The sequence below is a fragment of the Lentzea guizhouensis genome, assembly GCF_001701025.1.
In the GTDB taxonomy this organism is placed as follows: Bacteria; Actinomycetota; Actinomycetes; order Mycobacteriales; family Pseudonocardiaceae; genus Lentzea; species Lentzea guizhouensis.
Genome location: NZ_CP016793.1, coordinates 5,051,739 through 5,071,130 on the forward strand (window position 1 = coordinate 5,051,739; position 19,392 = coordinate 5,071,130).

20 protein-coding genes are annotated in these 19,392 nt (G+C 68.9%); 12 read left to right on the forward strand and 8 right to left on the reverse strand.

Annotation, left to right across the window (positions count from 1 at the left end; all coding sequences use genetic code 11):
• Window positions 1-9: 9 nt before the first annotated feature.
• Complete coding sequence (locus BBK82_RS24965) at window positions 10-597, forward strand: hypothetical protein (RefSeq protein WP_065917177.1); 588 nt, start codon at window positions 10-12, stop codon at window positions 595-597.
• 3 nt (window positions 598-600) lie between these two features.
• On the opposite strand, the gene BBK82_RS24970 is transcribed toward BBK82_RS24965, so the two are convergent.
• Window positions 601-2,088 carry an Nramp family divalent metal transporter gene (locus BBK82_RS24970; RefSeq protein ID WP_065917178.1) on the reverse strand — a complete coding sequence of 496 codons (1,488 nt, stop codon included), beginning with the start codon at window positions 2,086-2,088 and terminating at the stop codon, window positions 601-603.
• Window positions 2,089-2,199: 111 nt separating this feature from the next.
• Here BBK82_RS24970 and BBK82_RS24975 point away from each other — a divergent pair, with 111 nt between their 5' ends.
• The 3 genes from BBK82_RS24975 to BBK82_RS24985 are packed head-to-tail and all read left to right on the forward strand — an operon-like array spanning window position 2,200 to window position 5,712.
• Complete coding sequence (locus tag BBK82_RS24975) at window positions 2,200-4,524, forward strand: immune inhibitor A domain-containing protein (protein ID WP_065917179.1); 2,325 nt, start codon at window positions 2,200-2,202, stop codon at window positions 4,522-4,524.
• A gap of 10 nt (window positions 4,525-4,534) precedes the next feature.
• Window positions 4,535-4,981, forward strand: a complete 447-nt coding sequence (locus BBK82_RS24980) for a nucleoside deaminase (protein WP_065917180.1) — start codon at window positions 4,535-4,537, stop codon at window positions 4,979-4,981.
• A gap of 35 nt (window positions 4,982-5,016) precedes the next feature.
• Window positions 5,017-5,712 (forward strand): SDR family NAD(P)-dependent oxidoreductase, encoded by a 696-nt coding sequence (locus BBK82_RS24985; RefSeq protein WP_065917181.1) that lies wholly within the window; start codon window positions 5,017-5,019, stop codon window positions 5,710-5,712.
• Window positions 5,713-5,720: 8 nt separating this feature from the next.
• Here BBK82_RS24985 and BBK82_RS24990 read toward each other — a convergent pair whose 3' ends face one another.
• Genes BBK82_RS24990 through BBK82_RS25000 form a run of 3 tightly spaced genes read right to left on the reverse strand, consistent with a single transcriptional unit; the run spans window position 5,721 to window position 7,941 of the window.
• Window positions 5,721-6,083 carry an STAS domain-containing protein gene (locus BBK82_RS24990; RefSeq protein WP_170067960.1) on the reverse strand — a complete coding sequence of 121 codons (363 nt, stop codon included), beginning with the start codon at window positions 6,081-6,083 and terminating at the stop codon, window positions 5,721-5,723.
• A 20-nt stretch (window positions 6,084-6,103) separates the two neighbouring features.
• On the reverse strand, window positions 6,104-6,871 hold the full coding sequence (locus BBK82_RS24995) for an iron-containing redox enzyme family protein (protein ID WP_154697479.1): 768 nt from the start codon (window positions 6,869-6,871) through the stop codon (window positions 6,104-6,106).
• Entirely contained in the window at window positions 6,871-7,941 is a 1,071-nt protein-coding gene (locus BBK82_RS25000; RefSeq protein ID WP_065917183.1) for a carboxylate-amine ligase, read from the reverse strand. Before BBK82_RS25000 ends, BBK82_RS24995 begins: the two co-directional genes overlap by 1 nt.
• Window positions 7,942-7,990: 49 nt before the next feature.
• On the opposite strand from BBK82_RS25000, the gene BBK82_RS25005 reads away from it, so the two are divergent.
• Complete coding sequence (locus BBK82_RS25005) at window positions 7,991-8,914, forward strand: DNA topoisomerase IB (RefSeq protein WP_065917184.1); 924 nt, start codon at window positions 7,991-7,993, stop codon at window positions 8,912-8,914.
• On the opposite strand, the gene BBK82_RS25010 is transcribed toward BBK82_RS25005, so the two are convergent.
• From BBK82_RS25010 to BBK82_RS25020, 3 genes are read right to left on the reverse strand one after another with little or no spacing between them, the layout of a single operon-like run.
• Window positions 8,901-9,326 carry a DUF4383 domain-containing protein gene (locus BBK82_RS25010; protein ID WP_065917185.1) on the reverse strand — a complete coding sequence of 142 codons (426 nt, stop codon included), beginning with the start codon at window positions 9,324-9,326 and terminating at the stop codon, window positions 8,901-8,903. The genes BBK82_RS25005 and BBK82_RS25010 overlap by 14 nt on opposite strands.
• 42 nt (window positions 9,327-9,368) lie before the next feature.
• Window positions 9,369-10,088 (reverse strand): SigB/SigF/SigG family RNA polymerase sigma factor, encoded by a 720-nt coding sequence (locus BBK82_RS25015; protein WP_065917186.1) that lies wholly within the window; start codon window positions 10,086-10,088, stop codon window positions 9,369-9,371.
• A gap of 12 nt (window positions 10,089-10,100) precedes the next feature.
• A complete protein-coding gene (locus BBK82_RS25020) occupies window positions 10,101-10,568 on the reverse strand; it encodes an SRPBCC family protein (RefSeq protein ID WP_065917187.1) in 468 nt (155 codons plus the stop codon).
• Window positions 10,569-10,786: 218 nt separating this feature from the next.
• Here BBK82_RS25020 and BBK82_RS25025 point away from each other — a divergent pair, with 218 nt between their 5' ends.
• Genes BBK82_RS25025 through BBK82_RS25040 form a run of 4 tightly spaced genes read left to right on the forward strand, consistent with a single transcriptional unit; the run spans window position 10,787 to window position 15,063 of the window.
• Window positions 10,787-11,560 (forward strand): ABC transporter ATP-binding protein, encoded by a 774-nt coding sequence (locus BBK82_RS25025; protein ID WP_065917188.1) that lies wholly within the window; start codon window positions 10,787-10,789, stop codon window positions 11,558-11,560.
• Window positions 11,548-12,327, forward strand: a complete 780-nt coding sequence (locus tag BBK82_RS25030) for an ABC transporter ATP-binding protein (RefSeq protein WP_065917189.1) — start codon at window positions 11,548-11,550, stop codon at window positions 12,325-12,327. Before BBK82_RS25025 ends, BBK82_RS25030 begins: the two co-directional genes overlap by 13 nt.
• Entirely contained in the window at window positions 12,324-14,183 is a 1,860-nt protein-coding gene (locus tag BBK82_RS25035; protein WP_065917190.1) for an AMP-dependent synthetase/ligase, read from the forward strand. Before BBK82_RS25030 ends, BBK82_RS25035 begins: the two co-directional genes overlap by 4 nt.
• The gene (locus BBK82_RS25040) at window positions 14,176-15,063 is read left to right on the forward strand and encodes a branched-chain amino acid ABC transporter permease (protein WP_065917191.1); all 888 of its coding nucleotides are present in this window, start codon (window positions 14,176-14,178) and stop codon (window positions 15,061-15,063) included. Before BBK82_RS25035 ends, BBK82_RS25040 begins: the two co-directional genes overlap by 8 nt.
• Window positions 15,064-15,116: 53 nt before the next feature.
• On the opposite strand, the gene BBK82_RS47685 is transcribed toward BBK82_RS25040, so the two are convergent.
• Window positions 15,117-16,274 (reverse strand): RNA-guided endonuclease InsQ/TnpB family protein, encoded by a 1,158-nt coding sequence (locus BBK82_RS47685; protein ID WP_237047569.1) that lies wholly within the window; start codon window positions 16,272-16,274, stop codon window positions 15,117-15,119.
• 143 nt (window positions 16,275-16,417) lie between these two features.
• On the opposite strand from BBK82_RS47685, the gene BBK82_RS25050 reads away from it, so the two are divergent.
• From BBK82_RS25050 to BBK82_RS25060, 3 genes are all read left to right on the forward strand, one after another.
• On the forward strand, window positions 16,418-17,563 hold the full coding sequence (locus tag BBK82_RS25050; RefSeq protein ID WP_218920329.1) for a branched-chain amino acid ABC transporter permease: 1,146 nt from the start codon (window positions 16,418-16,420) through the stop codon (window positions 17,561-17,563).
• 13 nt (window positions 17,564-17,576) lie between these two features.
• Window positions 17,577-18,863, forward strand: coding sequence for an ABC transporter substrate-binding protein (locus BBK82_RS25055; protein WP_065917194.1), 1,287 nt, complete (start codon window positions 17,577-17,579; stop codon window positions 18,861-18,863).
• 126 nt (window positions 18,864-18,989) lie between these two features.
• On the forward strand, window positions 18,990-19,253 hold the full coding sequence (locus BBK82_RS25060; RefSeq protein ID WP_065917195.1) for a hypothetical protein: 264 nt from the start codon (window positions 18,990-18,992) through the stop codon (window positions 19,251-19,253).
• Window positions 19,254-19,392 lie beyond the last annotated feature (139 nt).

The following is a 19,392-nucleotide window of genomic DNA, read 5'->3' on the forward strand; positions in this document are numbered from 1 at the left end:
ATTCAGCCTGTGGCGTACGACGAGGGCCTGGCGCACCGGCTGGGCGACGCTCTGGCGGCGTTGCCGGGCATCGGCACGAAGAAGGCCCTGGACCGGCTCCGTGCCGCGCTCGACGGCTACGGACCGCTGCGCGAGGTGACGGAGCCGGGCGGGCTGGGGTTCGAGTGGGACGGTGACCTGCTGGCCCGCGTGGTCGGCGACGAGGTCCTCGTGCGGTCGGTCGCGGGCTGGACGGTGGCGACCGGGGACTTGCGGGCCGCCGTGAACGGCGCCGCTCGGGTCGTGCTGGACGAGTGCGTGGCGCGCTGGCACGAGCAACTCGCCTCCGCGGATCCCGCCGGGTCCACCCGCGCCATGCTCGCCCTCACCCACCACGAGCCGGATCGCGCCGCGCTGCAACGCCTCCTGCTCGACCACGTCCGCCATCCCGACCGGAACCTCCGCCAGCTCGCCGTCACCTGCCTCGGCCACGTGGGCAGGCTGGACCGGCAGGTGCTGCCCGAGGTCGTCGAGCGCCTGAACGCGTTGCTCGACGACCCCGAGCTCGGCGGCACCGCGGACGACGCGCTGGGCGACATCGAGTCCTTCCGCCGCTGAGCCTCAGAACCGCACCAGCGGCCCTCCCGTGACGAGCTCGAACACGAAGTTCACGAAGAAGAACCCGAAGAACACCACGTTCAGCACCAGAACCACGTGGTGCCACCACCGCGGCCGCGCCGGTCGAGGTAGCCGGGAGTTCAGGTACATCAACGCGAACGGGAACATCAGCGCGCCCAGGTTCGACATGTTCGCCGAGATCTGCACCAGCTCCACGGGCAGCGCGAGATGCATGGCACCCGCGATCAGCACCAGCACGAACAGCATGAACGGGTAGTAGAACCGGCGCGGGTCGTCCTCGATGCGACGACGCAGCTTCGGGGACACCGCGTGCATCGCGTCGGTGAAGTTGCGGACCAGCGCCTCGAAGATGCCGAGCTGGGTGGAGAACAGCACCAGCACGCCGACCACCAGCATCAGGTAGAACATGCCCTGCCCGTACAGCAGGCCGAGCTGCTCGGCGGAGAACGTCGGCACGTTCGCCGCCGTCGGTTGCGTTCCCGACACCGCCACGAGGTGGGCCATCAGCACGGTGGGCAGCAGCATGCCGAGCATCGCGCCGACGAAGAACACCGCCCACTGGTCGATCAGCAGCAGCCGGTACCAGCGCCGCCACAGCGAGGCGTTGGCCGGGGTGTCCACAAAGGTCACCCCGACCGGGCGCAGCTCCTGCTTGCCGCCGCGCAGGCCCGAGATGAAGCCGACCCGGTGGCCCATGCCGTAGCCCTTGTCGCGGTAGTGGTTCATCGCGTACCAGTTCAGGCCCGACGCCAGGGCGGTGAAACCGGCGAGGCCGCCGAGCTGGGACGCGGTGATGCCCTCCGGTGGTGCGGCGGGGGTGACGAGGCCGCGCACGCCCTCCGACCAGACCGAGAACGGCACGATCGCGACCGTCACCACGACCAGGACCAGCAGCAGGGAGCCGACGAGCACCCAGTTCGTGAGTTCCAGGGCGCGGGAGACCTTGCGGGCGCCGGCGGTGATCAGGAAGACCACGAACAGCAGGCCGATCGCGAGCAGCCGCACGTACTCGATCTCGTCGGGGCGGTAGCCGCGGCCCGCGATCAGGGCGAAGAGCCCCTGCCCGGCGCCCGCCGCCCAGCCGCCGAACAGGAACGCGAAGTAGAAGACCAGCAGCGACACCGGCACCCAGAACTTCCAGCCCGGTGGCACCCGGCCCCAGCCGACGACCGGCACCTCGCCGGTCGCCACGACGTAGCGCGCGATCTCCACGTTGTAGAACGTCTGCAGCAACGCGGACACGGTGATCACCCAGCCCACGCCGACGAAGCCGAACTTGCCGACCGCCTGCGGGCCGAGCAGCCACTCGCCGCTGCCGATGGAGATGCCGAGCGCGATCAGGCTGGGGCCGATGACGAACTGGACGATCTGCCGCGGACCCAGCTTGCGGACCTTGAAGACCTCCTCCGGGGCCGGCAGGTCGTCCAGGTCCAGCGGTGGCCTGCTCACACCGATTTGCGTCGACGCCATTGTCGCAACCTCCCGAGACACGTCGGGGCAGTAGGTCCCAACTTTCGGACGTGCCGGGCCACCGGTCAACTACGTAGCGTGCCTCCTCGGATTCCGAGAGGGGACACGGACGTGCGAAGAACACTGGCGGGAGCAGCGGCGCTCGCGTTGATGACGGCGGGCTTGGCCATCCCGGCCGCCGCGACGCCGGCCGAGCAGCCCGAAACGCAGGTGCGGCAGCAGAGCGACGAGCAGCCGCACGAGCTGGAGCTCAAGCGGCGCGCGCTCAAGCAGCAGGCGCTGGCCGAGGTGCTGACCGGTGAGGTGACCGCGGAGAAGCGCGGCACCAGCACCGTCGCCAAGGTCGGCAAGAAGCAGGCGAGGGACCAGTACGTCGAGCTCAAGCGGGAGAAGACCGACAAGATCTTCGTGATCCTGGCGGAGTTCGGCAACGAGCGGCACCCCGACTACCCCGACCGCGACACCGACCCGAACACGCCGGGCCCGCTGCGGTTCGACGGGCCGGTGCGCAACCAGATCCCCGCGCCGGACCGGGCCGTGGACAACACCACGATCTGGCGGCCCGACTTCAGCCGGCAGTACTTCCAGGACCTGTACTTCTCGCGGGCGAAGGACGCCAACTCGGTCGCGAACTTCTACGACAAGCAGTCCTCCGGGCGCTACACGGTCGACGGGCTCGTCACGGACTGGGTGAAGGTCCGCTACAACGAGGCCCGCTACGGCCGCAGCAACGGCTACCCGTGCGGCGACAACATCTGCAACAACTCCCGCGAGCTCATCAAGGACGCCGTCACCCAGTGGGTCGACGACCAGCGTGCCGCGGGCAAGACGACCGAGCAGATCACCGCGGCCCTGCGCGAGTACGACGTCTGGGACCGCTACGACTACGACTTCGACGGCGACTTCAACGAGCCCGACGGCTACATCGACCACTTCCAGATCGTGCACGCCGGTGGTGACCAGGCCGACGGCGATCCGTGGCAGGGCGAGGACGCGCTCTGGAGCCACCGCGGCTACGCCTTCAAGAACTACAACACCGGTCCCGGCACCAACAAGCTCGGCGGCGCGCCCATCGGCGACACGGGCCTGTGGGTCGGCGACTACACCGTGCAGCCCGAGAACGGCGGCGTCGGCGTGTTCGCGCACGAGTTCGGCCACGACCTCGGCCTGCCGGACCACTACGACACCAACGGCGGCACGAACGGCGTCAACTGGTGGTCGATCATGGGCCAGAACCGGGTGAACGCGCCCGGTGAGGCGACCGGCGAGCGCGCCAACGAGTTCTCCGCGTGGGACAAGCTGCAGCTCGGCTGGCTCGACTACGAGATCGCGGTCGCGGGCCAGGAGCGGACGTTCCAGCTCGGGCCGCACGAGTACAACACCGCGAAGGCGCAGGGCCTCGTGGTCGTGCTGCCGGACATCTCCAAGTCGTTCGACTACGGCGCCCCGTTCGCGGGCGGCAAGATGTGGTGGAGCGAGAAGGGCAACGACCTCGACCACTCGATGACCGCGCCGCTCGACCTGCGCGGCAAGACCACGGCGTCGCTGTCGCTCAAGGCGCGCTACGACATCGAGGCCGACTACGACTACCTCTACGTCGAGGCGTCCAACGAGGACGGCAGCTGGACCCAGCTCGACGGCACCGCGAACGGCGCGCCGTTCGTGCGCGACTCCGGCGACGCGCCGGCGATCAGCGGTTCGTCCGGCGGCCAGTGGGTCGACGTCACGGTGCCGCTGGACGCCTACGCGGGCAAGAACACCAAGCTGCGCCTGGCCTACCGCACCGACGGAGCGCTGGCGCCGCAGGGCTTCTTCGCCGACGAGATCACGGTCGTCGCGGACGGCACCCCGGTGCTGACCGACGGCGGTGAGACGGCCGGGACGTGGACCACGCGCGGTTTCCGCACCACGGAAGGTAAGGAGACCAAGGCGTTCGACCAGTTCTACATCGCGTCGAACCGCACCTACGAGTCCTACGGCCAGTACAACCGCACCGGCCCGTACCGGTACAGCTTCCAGGACAAGCCCGACCTCGTGGAGCACTTCCCGTACCAGGACGGCCTGCTCGTCTCGCTGTGGAACACGTCCTACCTCGACAACAACGTGAGCGAGCACCCCGGTGAGGGCCTGATCCTGCCGATCGACGCCAACCCCGCACCGCTCTACAACCTCGAGGGCCAGCGCTGGTCGCCCACCATCGGCGGTTACGACGCGCCGTTCTCGCTGCAGAAGTCGGACTCCTTCACGCTGCACGTCAACGGCAAGGCGTCCTACGTCCGCGGCGCGGCGGCACAGCCGGTGTTCGACGACACGAAGCAGTACTGGTTCGCCGAGCAGCCCAACGCCGGCGTCAAGCTGCCCGCGGTCGGCGTCGGCCTGCGGGTGACCAAGCAGTCCGGCACGTCGATGACGGTGAAACTGTTCAAGACGAAGTAGCTTGAGCGGTATGACCGCTGCTTCCGACATGCTGGCCGTCGCCGTCGAAGAGGCGCGCACGGGACTCGCCGAGGGCGGGATCCCGATCGGCGCCGCGCTCTTCGACGGCGACGGCCGTCTGCTCGGCCGGGGCCACAACCGCCGCGTCCAGGACGGCGACGCCTCGATGCACGCCGAGACCTCCGCCTTCCGCGACGCCGGTCGTCAGCGCGGCTATCGCGGCACGACGATGGTCACCACGCTGTCGCCGTGCTGGTACTGCAGCGGGCTGGTGCGGCAGTTCGGGATCTCGAACGTGCTGATCGGGGAGGCGACGACGTTCCACGGCGGGCACGACTGGCTGGCGGAGCACGGCGTCGGGATCACGGTGGTGGAGGACCCGGCCTGCATCGAGATGATGACGAGGTTCATCGCCGAGCAGCCGGAGCTGTGGTTCGAGGACATCGGCCAGGATTGACCTGGAGCGCGCTCCAGGACCTAACCTCGCCGCCTGTGGACGTACTGGTGACCGGTGGGAACAAAGGGCTCGGCCTGGAGACGGTGCGGCAGCTGGCCACGGCCGGCCACACCGTGTGGCTCGGCAGCAGGGACCTGGAGCGCGGCCGGGTGGCCGCCGCCGAGGTGGGGGCGCGTGCCGTCCAGCTCGACGTGACGTCCGACGAGTCGGTGGCGGCGGCTGTCCGGATGGTCGGGTCGCTCGACGTGCTGGTGAACAACGCGGGAGTGTCGCCGGAACGGGGCCCCGGGTGGTTCGTCGAGACCGCGGACCTCACCGCCGAGGTGCTGCGGGAGACCTTCGAGACCAACGTGGCCGGGACCGTCCGGGTGCTGCACGCGTTCCTGCCGCTGCTCGAACGGTCCGAGGCCCCGGTGGTCGTCAACGTCAGCAGCCGCCTCGGGTCGTTGAGCACGGTGGCGGCACCGGGCAGCCCGCAGCACGACTACCCCGGTGCCGCGTACCCGGCGTCCAAGGCCGCGCTGAACATGCTGACCATCCAGTACGCGAAGGCCTTCCCGCGAATGCGGATCAACGCGGTGGATCCGGGGTTCACGGCGACCGACCTCAACGACCGGACCGGGACGCAGAGCGCCGCCGAGGGTGCCGCGATCATCGTGCGGATGGCGCAGGTCGGGCCGGACGGTCCCACCGGCGGGTACTTCGACGGCTCCGGCCCGCTGCCGTGGTGACCGCGCGCTCAGGCCGAGTAGCGGTCGACCGCCTCGTCCACCGACCCCAGGATCGTGAACACGGTGTCGAGCCCCGTCGCCTCGATCGGTCGCAGTGCCGCCCGCGACGAGGCGACCAGCACGAACTCGACGTTGTTGCGGCCGGCGCGTTGCTGGCCGAGTACCAGGGCCTCCAGGCCGGCGGAACCGAGGAAGCGCACGCCGCCGAGGTCCACGACGACTGCCCTGTTCGCCTCCACCACGTGGGTGTCGAGGGGTGCGGTGAGCTCGCTCGAGCTGGTGGTGTCGAGCTCACCGGACACGTGCAGCACGACGACGTCGGATGAGATCCGGTCGACGACCACGGTGGCCAGTGTGGTGGGGTCGGGCACGCTTGCTCCTTTCGCGGCGGTCAGCATCCCACGTTAACGCGGGCGTGCGGGAGCAGCCAGCGGCCCCTCAGCGAAGAGCGGCCCGACTCACAGGCGGCGTGGACGTGCTGGACGAGGCGCGCGTGCAGTTCGTGGCAGGCGGTGAAGCCCAGGCGGACGTCGTCCGGCGGGCACTGGACGGGCAGGAGCTGGGCGAACGGGTCACCGCCGATCGTGTCGACGGCGGTCAGGAAACCGACCAGGGCGCCGACGAGGCGCTGGTGCAGGCCGAAGAGGCTCAGCGCGTTGGCCAGCGCCAGGGTGGGGGCCGGCATCTCGTCGACACCCGTGCCGCAGTCGAGGTCGCGCAGCGTCACGGTGAACAGGACCGAGTGCGTGCGTTCGTCGCGGGAACCGTAGGCGTCGCCGTGGATGTCGCGCAGGGCCGAGCGCATCTCCCGGCGCGGGTGCCAGAACGCGTGGTGCTTGCGCAGCTCGGCCGCACCCGTCCCGTCGAGCACCACCGCCGGCGTCGTCTCCCGCAGCGAGCGCAGTCCCCGCTCCCACCGTGCTTCCAGGGCGCTCAGGAACTGGGCCAGCGCCGGGTGGTCGTCCCAGGCCGGGTGCGCGTCGTCGAAGCCGCGGGTGCGCAGCCGGTAGCAGGTCCACAGCGAGATCTGGAGGTCGTCGTCGAGACCGGGCTCCCTGGTGCCGCCGCTGACGAGCAACGCCGGGCGCGGCACCGGCGCCGAGCGGAGTGCGGCGACCAGCGCGGCGCTCATGTGGCCGCGGGGAGCAGGGAGGCGCATCAGGTTTCCTCACGCGTTCGGGCGATCAGCATGTCCACAAGGGACTCGGGGTCCTGGCAGCGGCGCTGGCGGGCGGCACCGCAGCCGTTGTGGCGCAACCAGTCGATCTGCCGCTCCACAGTAGACAGCGTGCCGCGTTCGCGCAGCGCGGGCGCGACGTGCTCGACCAGTGCCACCGCCCGGTCGAACGCCGGCAGGAGCTTCCCGGTGGACGGATCGGCGGCCAGGCCGTCGATCCCGTCGCGCGACGCACGCCAATATGCCGCTCGCAGCACGGAGTCGTCCACCCGCTGTTCGGGGGGTTCGGAGGCGACGAGTGCCCTGACGAGCTCCGCTAGCACGACGACTTCCGTTGCCAGCAGCGGGATGTCGGCGACCCGGACCTCAACGGTCGGATGATCGGCGGACGGGCGGACGTCCCAGTAGACCATCGCCCTGTCGATCAACGCCTCGGTGGCGATGAGCGCCTCCACGGTCCGGTCGTAGTGCTCGGGACCGTCCCACCGCGGCGGCGGCCCGCTGACCGGCCAGCGCGACCACACCATCGACCGCCAGCTCGCGTACCCGGTCTCCTCACCGTCCTGGTACGGCGAGTTCGCGCTCAGCGCGAGCAGCGTCGGCAGCCAGGCCCGCAGCTTGTTCGACGCCTCCAGCGCCGCCGCCTTCGAGGGAACCCCGACGTGCACGTGCAGCCCGCACGCGCCCTGCCCGATCACCAGCCGCCGGTGCGAGTGCTCGATCCGGTGATACCGGGGGTCGTCCGATCCGGGGGGCGGCCCGGCCTTCCCGATCGGCGGCATGCCCGTGGCCACCAGCCGGCACCCGGCCTCGTCCGCGGCCTCCACCAGCACCCGGCGAGCCGCGCGGACCTGCGCGTCGAGCTCGGCGGAGGTGTGGCACACGCCGGTGGCGACCTCGATCTGGAACGGCGTCAGCTCGCCCTGCACGTCGAGGTCGCCGGGGGCGCGGGAGAGCTCCCCGACCCTCGGTGCCAGGGCTACCGGTCGCCGTGACCTCGGGTCGACGAGGAGGAACTCCTGTTCCACACCGACCGTGTAGTCATCTTTCATCGGCGAGCGGGTACCCGGCTCCCATGCTGATCAACCACGAGGTGTCCAGTTGAGACTCCGGCGCAGCAACACCGCAGGTCCCGGCTGGACCAGGCGCCGGCACGGGAAGGGTTTCCGGTACGCGACCACCGCCGGCGAGCCCCTCGGGCCGGAGGAGGTCGCGCGGGTGAAGGCCCTGGTCATCCCGCCCGCGTGGCGGGACGTGTGGATCAGCCCGCACCCGAACGGGCACATCCAGGCCATCGGGGTGGACGACGCCGGCCGCCGCCAGTACCTCTACCACGAGCAGTGGCGGATGAACCGGGACGCGGAGAAGTTCGACCGCGTCCTGCTGCTGGCCCCGAGGTTGCCGAAGTTCCGCGCCCAGATCGTCGCCGACATGAGGACGCGGGGTCGCCTGCGGCTGCTCGCCATCGCGCTGCGCATGCTCGACCTCGGCGTCTTCCGGGTCGGTCACGAGGAGTACGCGGAGGAGAACGGCAGCCACGGCGTCGCCACCCTGCTGTGCGAGCACCTGCAGGTGCGCGGCGACCGGGTCAGGTTCCAGTTCCCGGCCAAGCACGGCGTCCAGGTCGACGAGGAGATCACCGACCCGCAGCTGGCCCGTGCCGTCCGCACGCTGCTCAAGGACCGGACGCCGGACTGCCGCGTGTTCGACATGACCGCCTACGACGTGAACGAACGGTTCCGCGAGCTGGTCGGCGACCAGTTCACGGTCAAGGACCTGCGGACCTGGCACGCCACGGTCGCGGCGGCGAAGGCGTTCGCCGAGGTGCTGCGCGAGCGCGGCAAGCCCACGAAGCGGGCGGTCAGCGCGGTGATGAAGGACGTGGCCGAGCACCTGGGCAACACCCCGGCCGTGGCGCGCAAGTCCTACGTGGACCCGCGGCTGGTCGAGGCGTTCGAGAACGGGAAGGTGATCGGCGGGGGAGACCCGGAACGGGCGGTGCTGCGGCTGCTCAGGGTGTCCTGAGCACCTGGGCCCGGTCGCACTGGCGGCACCAGACGGCGCCCTGCGCCGCCGCCAGTGCGGCGAAGCCGGCGAGGAAGTGCAGCGCGTTGCTGCCGAAGTTGACGTTGAGCACGTTCACGACCTGCTCGTCGTAGCGCGCCATCCCCAGCCCGAACGTGACCAGCAGGGCCGCGGCCACCAGCAGCGCGGTGTTGCCCAGCGCCTTGAGGTTGCGGAAGGACAGCAGCAGGGCGGCCCCGAACACGAGGTGCAGCACGTTCTGCAGCGGGTTGACCCGCAGGCCGAGCAGCCAGGTGTCGGCCTCGGCGGCGAACCCCGAGAAGCCGGTCACGAGGAAACCGGCCACTCCCCAGAGCGCGAGCAGCGCGCCGGTGCCGATCGCCAGCTTCTGGGGCCACCGCAGCCGCTTCATCCCGTCAGTATCACCAAGGCCGGTCATCCGCGCTCGCCCATCTCACTCGTCTGCCAACAGGTCGTTGCGCAGCTGGTCCAGTGACTTGGTCAGCAGGCGCGAGACGTGCATCTGGGAGATCCCGACGCGGCGGGCGATCTCCGTCTGGGTGAGGCGGCCGAAGAACCGCAGCACCACGATCGTGCGTTCCCGACGGGGGAGGCCCCGCAGCATGGGCTGCAGGGCCTCGTGGATCTCGACGCCTTCTAGAGCCGGGTCGTCGACCGTGTTCTCCTCCAACGCCTCCAGCGGGGCGAACGCGACGTTCTTCTCGACGCGCAGGCCCTCGTAGACGTCGGCGAGCCCGATGCCCAGGTGCCTCGCGATCTCGGAGGGAGTGGGAGACCGCCCGGAGCGGTGCGACAGTTCGGCGGTGGCTCCGTCGATGGCGTCGCACAGCTCCTTGAGGCGCCTGGGCACGCGCACGGCCCAGCACTGGTCGCGGAAGTGGCGGCGGACCTCACCGGTGATCGTGGGCACGGCGTAGGACAGGAAGTCCGTCTGCCGGTCCACGTCGAACCGGTCGATCGCGTTGATCAGCCCGACCGCCGCCACCTGGGCGAGGTCCTCCATCGGCTCGCCGCGCTCGCTGAAGCGGCGGGCGATGTGCCTGGCGAGCGGGAGGTACTCGCGCACCAACCGGTCTCGCAACGCGTAGTAACGCGGCGAGTCACGTGCGGTGCGGGCGAGGTCCTCGAACGCCGCGTGCTGATCTGGCGTCAACGCGCACCACGATCAGACCTGGGGCGGCGGCGTCACGTCGCCCCGCCAAGCTCCGGTCTCGACACCGCGGTTCTCGATGAACTCCTTGAACCGCTTCAGGTCACCCTCGACCCGCTGGCCGACGACGCCCAGCGCCGCACCGGCCTTCTCGATGAAGGTCTCGGGATCGTACTCCATCTGGACGTGCACCCGAGTGGTCTCGTTGTCGATCCGGTGGAACGTCACCACACCGGCCTGCGGCGTGCCCTCGACGGCGGTCCACGCGACGCGCTCGTCGGGGTGCTGCTCGGTGATCTCCGCGTCGAACTCGCGGACGACCCCGCCGATCTTGGTGGTCCAGTGGGTCCTGGTGGGGGTGATCTGGTCGATCTTCTCCACGCCGTCCATGAACGCCGGGAAGGATTCGAACTGGGTCCACTGGTTGTACGCCGTGCTCACGGGCACGTGGACGTCCACCGACTTCTCAATGGTGGTGGTCACGAAACCTCCTCCTCAACATCATCATTTGCCGTCGAACAGTGGTTACCCACCGAATCCGGACCTACACATCCAGATAAGTCCACAATGGATGGTCACGCGGTGTGATGGACCAATCGCGATCTGCGCATCACGGTTCGCCCACAGTGCGCTCAGCGTCTGTGATCCAAGTCATACCAGCGGCATACTGCTCGGTATGTCAGGAGCCCTGGGAGGCGCTGGTGCTCGAGGCGAACAACCTTGAGGTTGTCTACGACGACGTGATGCTGGTGCTCCGCGGCGTGAGTCTCAGGGTGCCCAAGAACCAGATCGTGGCGCTGCTCGGAGCCAACGGAGCTGGGAAAACGACCCTGATGAGGGCGTTCAGCGGCCTGTTGGACGTGCACGACGGCAAGATCACCAAGGGCACGATCACGCTCGACGGTGAACCGATCCACAAGCTCTCCCCGGCGAGGATCGCCGAGCGGGGCGTCAAGCAGGCACTCGAAGGCCGCAGGATCCTCGCCGAGCTCACCGTCGAGGAGAACCTGAAGGTGGGCGGCCACGCCCGCCCCAAAAGGCTGAAGTCCAACCTCGACCGCTGCTACGAGCTGTTCCCGCGGCTGCTGGAGCGGCGAAGACAGAGCGCCGGGTACCTGTCGGGCGGTGAGCAGCAGATGCTCTCCATCGGCAGGGCGCTGATGTCGGAACCGGAGTACCTGCTGCTCGACGAGCCGAGCCTCGGTCTCGCGCCGCTGCTCGTGCAGCAGATCCGCGACCTCGTCGTGAAGATCAAGGAACAGGGCACCACGGTTCTGCTGGTCGAGCAGAACGCCAGCATGGCGCTGTCCATCGCCGACCACGGCTACGTGCTGGAGACCGGCAAGGTCGTGATGGACAAGCCCGCTCAGGCCCTGCTCGCCGACGACGACATCCGCGAGTTCTACCTGGGCCTGGGCACCTCCTCGTTCCGTGCGGTGAAGCACTACAAGAGGAGGAAGCGATGGCTGTCCTGAGCGTCGCCGACATCCGGCTCGCCTTCGACGGGGTCGTGGCCGTCGACGGGGTCTCGTTCGAGGTCGGTGAGGGCGAGCTGTTCGCCGTCATCGGCCCGAACGGCGCGGGCAAGACCTCCATCTTCAACGTGCTGAGCGGCGTCTACCGGCCGCAGCGGGGCACCGTGCGGTTCCACGACCAGGACCTCGTCGGCATGCGGCCGCACCGCATCGCCGCACTCGGCATGGCCCGCACGTTCCAGAACATCGAGCTGTTCTCGCACCTCACCGTCGTCGACAACCTCATGCTCGGCCGGCACAACCACATGCGCTACGGCGCGCTGTCCGCGTTCCTGTGGCTCGGCAGGGCCCGGCGCGAGGAGCTGGAGAACCGGGCTGCCGTCGAGGGCGTCATCGACTTCCTGGAGCTGGAGCAGTGGCGCCGGTTGCCGGTCGGCCTGCTGCCCTACGGCGTGCAGAAGCGCGTCGAGCTGGGCCGCGCGCTCGCGATGGAACCGAAGCTGCTGCTGCTCGACGAGCCGGTCGCCGGCATGAACGTCGAGGAGACCGAGGACATGGCCAGGTTCATCCTCGACGTCCGGGAGGAGCTGAACATCGCGATGATCATGGTCGAGCACGACATGGGCCTGGTGATGGACCTCGCCGACCGGGTGATGGTGATGGACTTCGGCCGCCCGATCCGCACCGGCACCCCCGCCGAGGTGCAGTCCGACCCCGACGTCATCCGCGCCTACCTGGGCGAGCAGCACCGGAGCGTGACGCCATGACGACAGCGACCTCCGCGACGACCACGACCACGGTGGTGACCCGCGTCCGCGACCGGGCCGAGCGCACACCGGAGAAGATCGCGTTGCGCGCCAAGGACCTCGGCATCTGGCAGGAGGTCTCCTGGGCCGGCTACTGGGCGAACGTCGAACTGGTCGGCCACGCGCTGCTCGCACTCGGCCTGCGGCCGGGTGACCGCGTGGCGATCCACTCGGAGAACCGGCGCGAGTGGCTCTACGCCGACCTCGGCACCGTCGCCGCCCGCGGCGTCACGGTCGGGCTGTACCCGACGAACCCGGCCTCCGAGGTCGCCTACCTGCTGTCGCACTCCGGCGCGCGGATCCTGATCGCCGAGGACCAGGAACAGGTCGACAAGGCTTTGCTGGTGCTGGAGGACACGCCGGACCTGGAGTGGATCGTCTACCTGGAGCCGCGCGGGATCCGCGGCCGTTACGACAACCCCAAGCTGCTGGCCTGGGAGGACTTCCTGGCACTCGGTGCGGCGCACCGCGACGAGTTCGGCGGCGAGCTCGCCGAGCGGATGGCGGCCACCGGGCCCGACGACGTCATGACGTTGATCTACACCTCCGGCACGACCGGGCCGCCCAAGGGCGCGATGCTGACCGTGGCGAACGTCGAGTTCGCCGTCCACGTGCTGGTGGAGGGCGGCGGTTTCACCTCGCCACCGCCGTCCTCCGCCGACGTCACGCTGTCGTACCTGCCGTTGTGCCACGTCGCCGAACGCATCTTCACCACGTGGTTCAGCGCGGCCTCCGGCGTGCAGGTGCACTTCGCCGAGTCGATCGAGACCGTGCAGGCGAACCTGCGCGAGGTGCAGCCGACGATCCTGTTCGGCGTGCCGCGGATCTGGGAGAAGGTGCTGGCGGGCGTCACGATCGGCGTGTCCAGCGCCTCCTGGCTCAAGCGCGCGGTGACCCGGTTCTGGTTGCGGCGCGCGGAGGGCATCGGTGACACGCTCGTGCGGACCGGCGGGAAGCACACCGGGTCCAGCCGGTTGCTCTACGCGCTGGGCTGGCTGTTCTGCTTCCGCGCGCTCAAGGCCAGGATCGGCATGCGGTACGTGCGGTACGCCGCCTCCGGTGCCGCGCCGATCGCGCCGGACGTGCTGAAGTTCTTCATGGGCATCGGGGTGCCGATGCACGAGGTCTACGGCATGACCGAGAACACCGCCGTGGCAACGGGAAACCGGCCGGGGCGGGTCAAGGTCGGCACGGTCGGCGAGCCGCAGCCGGGCATCGAGCTGCGGATCGACGCCGAGACCGGCGAGATCCTCACCCGGCACGGCGGCACGTTCGCCGGCTACTGGCGCGATCCCGACTCGACCGCACGGGTGCTGACCGACGGCTGGCTGCACACCGGTGACGTCGGCGAGTGGGTCGGCGGCACGCACGTGAAGATCACCGACCGGATGAAGGACATCATCATCACCGCGGGCGGCAAGAACATCGCGCCATCCGAGCTCGAGAACGCGCTGAAGACCTCCCCGTACGTCAAGGAAGCCGTGGTGATCGGCGACCAGCGGGCGTACCTGGTGGCGTTGATCGGCATCGAGTACGAGACGGTCGGGCACTGGGCGCAGCAGCGCAAGATCACCTACACCACCTACCGGGACCTGTCGGAGAAACCGGAGGTGCTGGAGCTCGTGCAGAAGATCGTGACCGAGGTGAACGGGAAGTTCGCACAGGTCGAGCAGATCAAGAAGTTCCGGATGCTCCCCAAGGAGCTCGACCACGAGGACGGCGAGCTGACCGCGACGCAGAAGGTGAAGAGGTCGGCGCTGGGCAAGACGTTCGGTGAGCTCGTCGAGTCGATGTACGGAGGAGCGAGCCGTGGATGAGTTCCTCCAGAGCCTGATCCGCGGCCTCGGCACCGGGTCGATCTACTCGTTGCTGGCGCTCGGCTTCGTGATCATCTACAAGTCGACGCAGGTGATCAGCTTCGCGCAGCCGGCGTTCATGCTGGCGGGCGCGGTGCTGGTGTCGTACCTGTCGCCCGCGGTGTCGTTCTACGGTGCGGTGCTGGTGGCCGCGTTGGTGATCGCGGTGCTGGCGCTGGGCGTGGAACGCACGGTGCTGCGGCCGATGGTCGGCAAGCCGGTGTTCGTGGTCGCGATCATCACGATCGGCGTGGACGTCGTGGTGCGGGTGGTGACGAACGCGTTCATCGGCCTGGACGTGCGCCAGGTGGGCGACCCGTGGGGGTTGGACACCGTCAGCTTCCTGGGCGCCGAGGTGCAGCAGCGGTACCTGGTGATGATCGGGACCACCGCGGTCGTGACGGTCGGGCTGTTCCTGTTCTTCCGGTACTCGCGGATCGGCCTCGCCATGCGGGCGGTCGCGTACGACCAGGAAGTGGCGCTGGCCCAGGGCATCTCGGTCGGGTCGGTGTTCGCGCTCTCCTGGGCGCTGGCGGGCGGGCTCGCGGCGCTGGCCGGGGTGTTCGTGGCGACCGGTGCCGGTGTCGACCAGCAGCTGTGGATCGTGGCGCTGAAGGCGTTGCCCGCGATCATCCTCGGCGGGCTGGAGTCGTTGGGCGGGGCGGTGGTCGGCGGGCTCGCGGTCGGGATCGTCGAGTCGCTCTTCGGCACCTACCAGAACGACTTCGCGCCCTGGCTCGGGCCGAACTTCGGGCTCGTCGCGCCGTACGCGTTGATGTTGCTGGTGCTGCTCGTCAGGCCGTACGGGTTGTTCGGCAAGCGAGAGGTGGAACGGCTTTGACTTCGTTCCCGCCCTGAAAGCGGGGATCCCACACGCCGGGTGGCGTGCAGCGCTCACGCGCTGTGCCTCACAACACGGGTTTCCTGTTTCATCGCCGATCGCGGAAGGGAGGACCCTTGCCGTCTGACATCAGCTCCGCAGGCATCACCCGAGGAACCTCGGGCTACGGCTCGACCAGCCGCAAGGATGTTCTTGGCCGCGTTGTGGTCCCGATCATGTCGGGCGCGGCATCCCGGACACGTCCAGTGCCGGGTGGTCAGACCGAGTTCGGCGAGCTGGTGCCCGCAGGCCGAACAGGTCTTGCTGGAGGGGTACCAGCGGTCGATCACAACCAATGTGCGGCCCGCGCGAGCGCACTTGTACTCGAGCTGGCGCCGGAACTCTCCCCAGCTCGCGTCGGAGATGGCACGAGCGAGGTGGTGACTGCGGACCATGCCCGAGATGTCGAGGTCCTCGATCGCGATCACCTCGGCCGATCGCACCAGGGCGGTGGTGATGCGGTGCAAGAAGTCCTGACGGGCGTTGCGGACCTTGCGGTGCGCTCCGGCTGCCTTGGCCCTTGCTTTGCTGCGATTCCGGCTGCCTCGTCGGCAGCGGGCCATGCGACGTTGGTAGCGGGCCAGCCTACGAGCCCTCCGGTCCAGATGCCTGGGATTGGGAATCCTTCTGCCGTCGCTGGTCACGGGGAAGTCGGTCAGTCCGAGGTCGACGCCTACAGCGTGCCCGGTGGGATCAGCGGCTTCGGGTGCTTCGGCATCCACGGCGAATGTCACGTACCAGCGTCCGTCCGGTTCGCGGGAGACCACGACCGTCGTCGGGTCCAACGCGGTGATGTCCACGTTGTCGAAGGACCACACGAATCGCAGCGGCGTGCTGGTCTTCGCCAGGTTCAGCACTCCGTCGCGCAGCCGGAACGCGGAGCGGGTGTAGTGCGCCGATTGACGGCCTCTGCGGGTTTTGAACCGCGGGTATCCAGCTCGACCCGCGAAGAAGTTTGCGAATGCGGTGTGCTGGTGCCGCAGGGTTTGCTGCAGCGGTACCGAGGACACTTCCGACAAGAACGCCAGGTCCTCGGTGCGCTTCCACCGTGTCAGCGCGGCGTCGGTCTCCCGACAGGTGGTCCTCTTTCCTTCGACGTGGTAGACGCCGTGCCGTTCGCTCAAGGTCTTGTTCCACACCAGGCGCACACATCCGAACGTGCGGTTCAACACCGCAGCATGCTCGGGATCCGGGTAAGCCCGGCACCGATACGCCGTCCGCATGATGATCAGCTCACTCAGGGAGACACGATGAGGACGCCAGCGGTCTGCCGGCTCGCGGGCTCTGCGCCCGCCCGGACACCTCCTCCGCCTGCATGGAGTGGATTCCGCCGGAGGCTTTGGTGAAGGGCCGAGCGGCCGTGAAGGGTCGTCCTGAGCTGTACACCTCCTACGGGCAGGACATGGCGTTCCTGAACACGCGGCCCAAACGCGCGTGGTCGGGTGGCCTGGTCGTGTTCGCGCTCGTGGTCCCGTTCCTCATCACGGACGACCTGCTTCAGCTGCTGGCGACCGGGTTCGTGGCGGCGATCGGCGCGATCGGGCTCAACATCGTCACCGGCTACGCGGGCCAGGTCTCGCTGGGGCACGCGTTCTTCCTCGCGATCGGCGCGTACACCGGTGCGGCCTTGTCCGGGTCCGAGACCGGCCGGGTGATCGGGTTCGGCATCACGTCGCTGCCGATCTGGTTGCTGGCCTCGGGTCTGGTGGCGGCGTTGTTCGGCGTGCTGGTGGCGCCGGTGGCGGTGCGGTTGCGCGGGCTGTACCTCGCGATCGTGACGCTGGGGCTGGTCTTCCTGGGAGAGCACGTGTTCCGGGAGTGGACGTCGCTGACCGGCGGGCCCGGTGTCGGGCGGCCGGCGGCGGTGCCGGAGCTGTTCGGGGTGCGGCTGGACCGCGACAGCGCGTTCTTCACCGCGGCCCAGCAGCTCTACCTGGTGATGTTCGTGCTGCTGGTCATCTTCGCGGTGCTGGCGCGCAACCTGGTCCGCTCACGGGTGGGGCGGGCGTTCGCCGCGGTGCGCGACCGCGACCTGGCCGCGTCGGTCATCGGCGTGGACCTCACGAAGTACAAGGTGCTCGCGTTCGCGGTGTCCTCGTTCTACGCGGGTGTCGCGGGCGCGTTGTTGTTCGTGGTCAACGGGTTCTTCGACCCCGGCTCGTTCAACCTGCTGTTGTCGGTGCAGTACATCGCGATGGTGCTCATCGGCGGCGCGGGCACCATCTCGGGCGCGATCATGGGCGCTCTCTTCATCACTCTGCTGCCACGCATCACCAGGGAACTGCCCACGGTGCTGCCGTTCATCAGTGGTGACGCCACCGGCGCGATCACGGTCTTCCAGGTGGAGGCCGTGCTCTACGGCGTGCTGATCATCGTGTTCCTCATCGTCGAGCCACGCGGGTTGTTCGGCATCTGGGTTCGCGTGCGCAACTACTGGCGCACCTGGCCGTTCTCGTACTGAGGAGAGAGTCGCCATGCTTCGGAAGAGATTCGCTGTTGTGTTCGTGGGCGTGCTCGCGCTCGCGTCGTGCCGAGGGGGAGACGGCGCGGCGCCACAGGAGGGCGCGGGCGGCATCAAGGTCGACTTCGGGGTCACGAAGGAGGCGTGCCCGCAGGCGGTCGACAAGACCAAGGGCTGCATCTACCTGGGCACCATCTCGGACCTGACCGAGGGCCCGTTCAAGACGCTGGCCGTGCCGATCACCGACTCGCAGAAGGCGTTCTGGAAGCGGGTGAACGACCGCGGCGGCATCGGCGGGTACGAGGTCGACGTGACCAAGTACGTCAAGGACAACAAGTACAACCCGCAGATCCACAACCAGGTCTACCAGGAGATCAAGGGCAACATCCTGGCGTTGACGCAGACGCTGGGCTCGCCCACGACCGCGGCGATCCTGCCCGACCTGGAGAACACCCAGATGGTGTCGGTGCCGGCGTCCTGGACGTCGTTGTGGGGCTTCGAGGAGGTCGTGCTGGAGTCCGGCGCGAACTACTGCGTCGAGTCGATGAACACCGTCGACTACGCCGTGGAGAAGCTCGGCGTGAAGTCCGTGATGGCCGTGCACCTCGCCGGTGACTACGGCGACGACGCGGCGGCCGGTGCGAAGATCGCGGCCGAGAAGCGCGGGCTGACGTTCGAGAGCCTGACGACCCAGACCGGCCAGGACAACCAGGGAGGCGCGATCGACGCGGTGGTGTCGAAGAAGCCGGACCTCGTGGTCCTGACGACCGGCCCGACCGACGCCGCGGTGATCATCGGCCAGGCCGCTGCCCGCGGGTACAAGGGCAAGTTCATCGGCACCTCGCCGACGTGGAACCCCGGTCTGCTGAAGTCGCCGGCCGCACCGGCGATCAAGGCGCTGTACTACCAGTCGGCGCCGTGGAAGGCGTGGGGCACCGAGTCCGTCGGCCACACCGCGATGCGCGCCGCGCTGACCGGTGTCACGCCGAACGACGGCTACACGGCCGGCTGGGTGTGGGCGTACCCGTTGAAGGCGGCGCTGGAGAAGGCCGCGGCGAACAAGGACATGACGCGTGCCGGAGTGCTCGCCGCCGTGCGTCAGCTCACCTCGGTGGACTACGAGGGCATGCTTCCTTCGGGTGCGGGCAACTTCGCCGCTTCGCCCCAGGACGCCGCGTTCCGCCAGACGCTCATCTACAAGCCGGACGACGCCGCTGCGACCGGGGTTTCGCTGGTGGAGGACTTCTACACCGGTTCCACGGCCAAGGACTTCAAGTTCGAGAAGCCCTGCTACCAATGAACCGAACGGGTGACAGTGGCATCTGATGCGGCTCGTTCGTGGCTAGTCTCCCTGTGAGCGGGTTGCAGGGAGGTTGCAGCGGTGTTGACGTGCGTTGAAGTTCGCCGTGCTGCGGGAGGCCTCCGGTTGTTCGTCCGTCCCCCGGCCGCGCTGCGCTGGAGCGCGCGGCTGGGGTACGAGCGGGTGTCGGAGCTGCTGACCGCGATCCGTGCCGCCGAGTCGTGCTCGGTGCCGGACGTGGAGCTGACGTACGTGCCGGACCAGCGGACCGGGGAGGCCGAGCTGGCGTGTGCCACCGGGTCCGTGCTGCTGGCCGCCGCTGAGGTGTTGTTGCTGCACGACGCTCTACGCGCACACATGCCGGACCGGATGCGACCTCTCCCGGCCTAACCCCCTGCTGCCTCTGGCGTCTGCAAGTACTGCCAACTCTTGATCAAACCGCCTTCAACCACAACCAACCTGTCGCCGCGTCCCCGGTTGGGAAGCGACGGGTTGGTTGTAGTTACGGGCCTGATGATCTTGGGTTGGT